This window comes from Pseudomonas sp. HMWF006 (genome assembly GCF_003061205.1).
GTDB classification, from domain to species: Bacteria; Pseudomonadota; Gammaproteobacteria; order Pseudomonadales; family Pseudomonadaceae; genus Aquipseudomonas; species Aquipseudomonas monsensis.
The window spans coordinates 1-3,826 of the sequence record NZ_QAIU01000159.1; the positions used below are offsets into that span (position 1 = coordinate 1).

At 62.5% G+C, this 3,826-nt stretch carries 3 protein-coding genes and 1 pseudogene; 1 reads left to right on the forward strand and 3 read right to left on the reverse strand.

Going from position 1 to position 3,826, the window contains the following annotated elements:
* From DBR24_RS06365 to ftsY, 3 genes and pseudogenes are all read right to left on the reverse strand, one after another.
* Nucleotides 1-340 (reverse strand): annotated as a pseudogene (locus tag DBR24_RS06365) (cell division protein FtsX); the annotation flags it as partial.
* A complete protein-coding gene (gene ftsE, locus DBR24_RS06370) occupies nucleotides 337-1,008 on the reverse strand; it encodes a cell division ATP-binding protein FtsE (protein ID WP_003229148.1) in 672 nt (223 codons plus the stop codon). The gene ftsE and the pseudogene DBR24_RS06365, both read right to left, overlap by 4 nt.
* Nucleotides 1,005-2,498 (reverse strand): signal recognition particle-docking protein FtsY, encoded by a 1,494-nt coding sequence (gene ftsY, locus DBR24_RS06375; RefSeq protein WP_128614243.1) that lies wholly within the window; start codon nucleotides 2,496-2,498, stop codon nucleotides 1,005-1,007. Before ftsY ends, ftsE begins: the two co-directional genes overlap by 4 nt.
* Before the next feature lie 344 nt (nucleotides 2,499-2,842).
* Here ftsY and DBR24_RS06380 point away from each other — a divergent pair.
* A partial coding sequence (locus DBR24_RS06380) for a pitrilysin family protein (protein WP_146188973.1) occupies nucleotides 2,843-3,826 on the forward strand: 984 nt, incomplete at its 3' end.

Sequence of the window (3,826 nt, forward strand, 5' to 3'; positions counted from 1 at the left end):
GCTCCGGGCTGGCATCGAGTTGCAGGTACAGCGAAATCTGCGCCGCCCGCTGCCACGAGCCGCCCAGACGCTCGACGTTGTTGAGCAACAGCGACAGGCCCATCGGCAGACTCAGCGCCACGGCCATCACCATGCAGGTGAAGAAGCTGCCGATCGGCTGCTTGCCAAGACGCCGCAGGCTGTCGAGCAGGCTGGCGCGATGGCTTTCGACCCAGGCGCGAAACAGCGTGGCAAAGTCGGGACCGTCGTCTTCGTCGTGTTTTTTCTTCTTCGGTGGCTGCGGATCGGCGGCTTTCGGGGCTACGCGCTCGGAAACCTTCGGACTGCGTGTTGCACTCATACCCCGGCCTCCCCGTCGCCGATCAAGCGGCCGCGTTGCAGGGTCAGCATGCGGTGCCGCATGCGCGCAATCAGGGCCAGGTCGTGACTGGCGATCAGCACGCTGGTGCCCAGCCGGTTGATGTCTTCGAACACGCCCATGATCTCGGCCGCCAGACGCGGGTCGAGGTTACCGGTCGGTTCGTCCGCCAGCAGCAGGGCCGGACGGTGAACGATGGCCCGGGCAATGCCGACGCGCTGTTGCTGACCGGTGGACAGGTCGCCCGGGTACAGATCGGTTTTATCCGACAGCGCCACACGCTCCAGCGCCGAATCGACACGCTTGGCGATCTCGGCCTTGGACAGCCCGAGAATCTGCAGCGGCAACGCGACGTTGTTGAACACCGTGCGATCGAACAGCAACTGGTGATTCTGGAACACCACGCCGATCTGCCGGCGCAGGAACGGAATCTGCGCGTTGCTGATGGTGCTCAGATCCTGCCCGGCCAGCAGCAGCTTGCCGCTGGTCGGACGCTCCATCGCCAGCAACAGGCGCAGCAAGGTCGATTTACCGGCACCGGAGTGACCGGTCACAAACAAGAATTCGCCACGACGGACTCGAAAGCTCAGCTCATGCAAGCCGACGTGACCGTTCGGGTAGCGCTTACCGACCTGTTCGAAACGAATCATGAACGCTCCCGCTCGGCAAACAGTGCCTGGACAAAGGGTTCGGCTTCAAAGGTGCGCAAATCGTCGATGCCTTCACCGACGCCGATGTAGCGGATCGGCAGGCCAAACTGCTTGGCCAGGGCAAAAATCACCCCGCCCTTGGCGGTGCCGTCGAGCTTGGTCAGCGCCAGGCCGGTCAGTTCGACGGTCTGGTTGAATTGCTTGGCCTGGTTGATGGCGTTCTGGCCAGTACCGGCATCGAGCACCAGCAGCACTTCGTGCGGCGCGTCGGCGTCGAGCTTGCCGATCACCCGGCGAACCTTTTTCAGTTCTTCCATCAGGTTGTCTTTGGTATGCAGACGACCGGCGGTGTCGGCGATCAGCACGTCGATGCCACGGGCCTTGGCGGCCTGCACGGCGTCGAAGATCACCGAAGCCGAGTCGGCGCCAGTGTGCTGGGCGATGACCGGGATCTTGTTGCGTTCGCCCCAGACCTGCAGTTGCTCAACGGCCGCGGCGCGGAAGGTGTCACCGGCGGCGAGCATGACTTTTTTGCCTTCCAGTTGCAGCTTCTTCGCCAGTTTGCCGATGGTGGTGGTCTTGCCGGCGCCGTTGACGCCGACCACCAGAATCACGAATGGCTTGTTCTGCGAGACGATCTTCAGCGGTTGTTCGACCGGTTTGAGCATCGCCGCCAGCTCGGCCTGCAGGGATTTGTACAACGCGTCGGCGTCAGCCAATTCTTTGCGGGCGACCTTCTGGGTCAGGCGCTGGATGATTTGCGTGGTGGCTTCGACGCCCACGTCGGCGGTCAGCAGACGGGTTTCGAGGTCGTCGAGCAGGTCGTCGTCGATGGTCTTGCGACCGAGAAACAGGCTGGCCATGCCTTCGCCGATGCTGGCGCTGGTCTTGGACAGGCCTTGCTTGAGGCGGGCGAAGAAGCCGGCCTTGGTTTCTTCGGTGCGTGGTGCTTCGACCGGCGTTTCAACTGGCACCGCAACCGGCACAGTGGCGACAGGTGCAGGCTCAGGTGCTGGTTGTTGAACAACCGGGGCAACGACCGCAGGCGCAACAGGTTCAGCAACCACCGCCGGCGCAGGCTCGGCAACGGGCTCAAGCACCGGCGCCGGTGCAGCTTCAGGAACAAACGCAGCAGGCGCAGGAATCGGCGGCGTCACGTGCGGCGCAGTTTCTTCAACCAGCGCCACCGGCTCTTCCGCCACCGGCAAGGTCAGCCACGGCTCGGCGGCCGGCGTCAGCGACACCCCGCCTGCCACAGGCACTTCCGGTTCTGGCTCTGGCTCAACCGGTTGCAACACCGGCTCGGCGATCGGCAGAACGATCGGAGCTTGCTCTTCTTCTACGATGGGTGCCGGCGCGGGGGCTGGTTCAGGAATCGCAGGCGGCTGTTCGACAACGGGTTCCTGCGGTTTCTTACGCAGCCATCCGAACAGGCTTTTCTTCTCGCCAGCCGCAGCTGGGGTCTTCTTGTCGTCGTTGGAACCAAACATGGAGGACGGCTATCTCACGGTAGCGACGCGCCATAAGGGCGCCCCGGCAAATAAATATTCGATGCAGAACAGACTGTGTTTCATCCAGCTTGTTCACGCGCAACATGTTGTCGAGGCGCCAGCGGCACCCCAAAGAATCGTATAAACGAAGGACTCAACCGGCAAAATCGGCGAAAAAGCGAAGTCTAGTCGATAAACCGCAGCTTTCTGCCGCCAACCTATTCAGCCGTATCAAGCCTGAAAACCTGATAGGCGTGGTCGCCGGTAAAACGGATCAGTATCCTAGCACCTCCTCGCCCGCCTAGGCTAAGACCAAGCGGGCAGCCCAACAGGTTAAAAAACGAATGAATGCTCTAGCCCGCCGCGCTGCTGGCCTGCTGCTCAGCACAGTCTGCCTGCCCCTTTCGGCCCTGGCGGCCGACCCGCAACCAACCCATGAATTCACCCTCGACAATGGTCTCAAGGTCGTCGTGCGCGAAGACCATCGCGCGCCAGTGGTGGTGTCGCAGGTCTGGTACAAGGTCGGTTCCAGCTACGAAACCCCGGGGCAGACCGGTCTGTCCCACGCGCTTGAGCACATGATGTTCAAGGGCAGCGAAAAGGTCGGCCCCGGCGAAGCCTCGCTGATCCTGCGCGACCTCGGTGCCGAAGAGAACGCCTTCACCAGCGACGACTTCACCGCTTATTACCAGGTGCTGGCCCGCGACCGTCTGGGCGTGGCCTTTGAGCTGGAAGCCGACCGCATGGCCAATTTGCGCCTGCCGGCTGACGAGTTCGCCAAGGAAATCGAAGTCATCAAGGAAGAGCGCCGCCTGCGCACCGATGACAAGCCGATGTCCAAGGCCTACGAACGCTACAAAGCAATGGCTTACCCGGCAAGCGGCTACCACACGCCGACCATCGGCTGGATGGCCGACCTCGACCGGATGAAGGTCGAGGAGCTGCGCCACTGGTACCAATCCTGGTATGTGCCAAACAATGCCACGCTGGTGGTGGTCGGCGACGTCACTCCGGACGAAGTCAAAACCCTCGCCCAGCGCTATTTCGGCCCGATTGCCAGACGCGACGTGCCACCGGCGAAAAAGCCGCTGGAACTGGCCGAACCCGGCGAACGCCAGATCACCCTGCACGTGCAGACCCAATTGCCCAGCCTGATGCTCGGTTTCAACGTGCCAAGCATTGCCACAGCCGAAGATAAACGCTCGGTCAACGCTCTGCGCCTGATCTCGGCGCTGCTTGACGGCGGTTACAGCGGACGCATCCCGACGCAACTGGAGCGCGGCGAAGAGTTGGTCTCCGGCGGCTCGTCGAGCTACGACGCCTACACC

Coding starts and splice junctions, on each gene's coding strand:
- ftsE (WP_003229148.1), bottom strand. CDS start 1,008: ATGATTCGTTTCGAACAGGTCGGTAAGCGCTACCCGAACGGTCACGTC.
- ftsY (WP_128614243.1), bottom strand. CDS start 2,498: ATGTTTGGTTCCAACGACGACAAGAAGACCCCAGCTGCGGCTGGCGAG.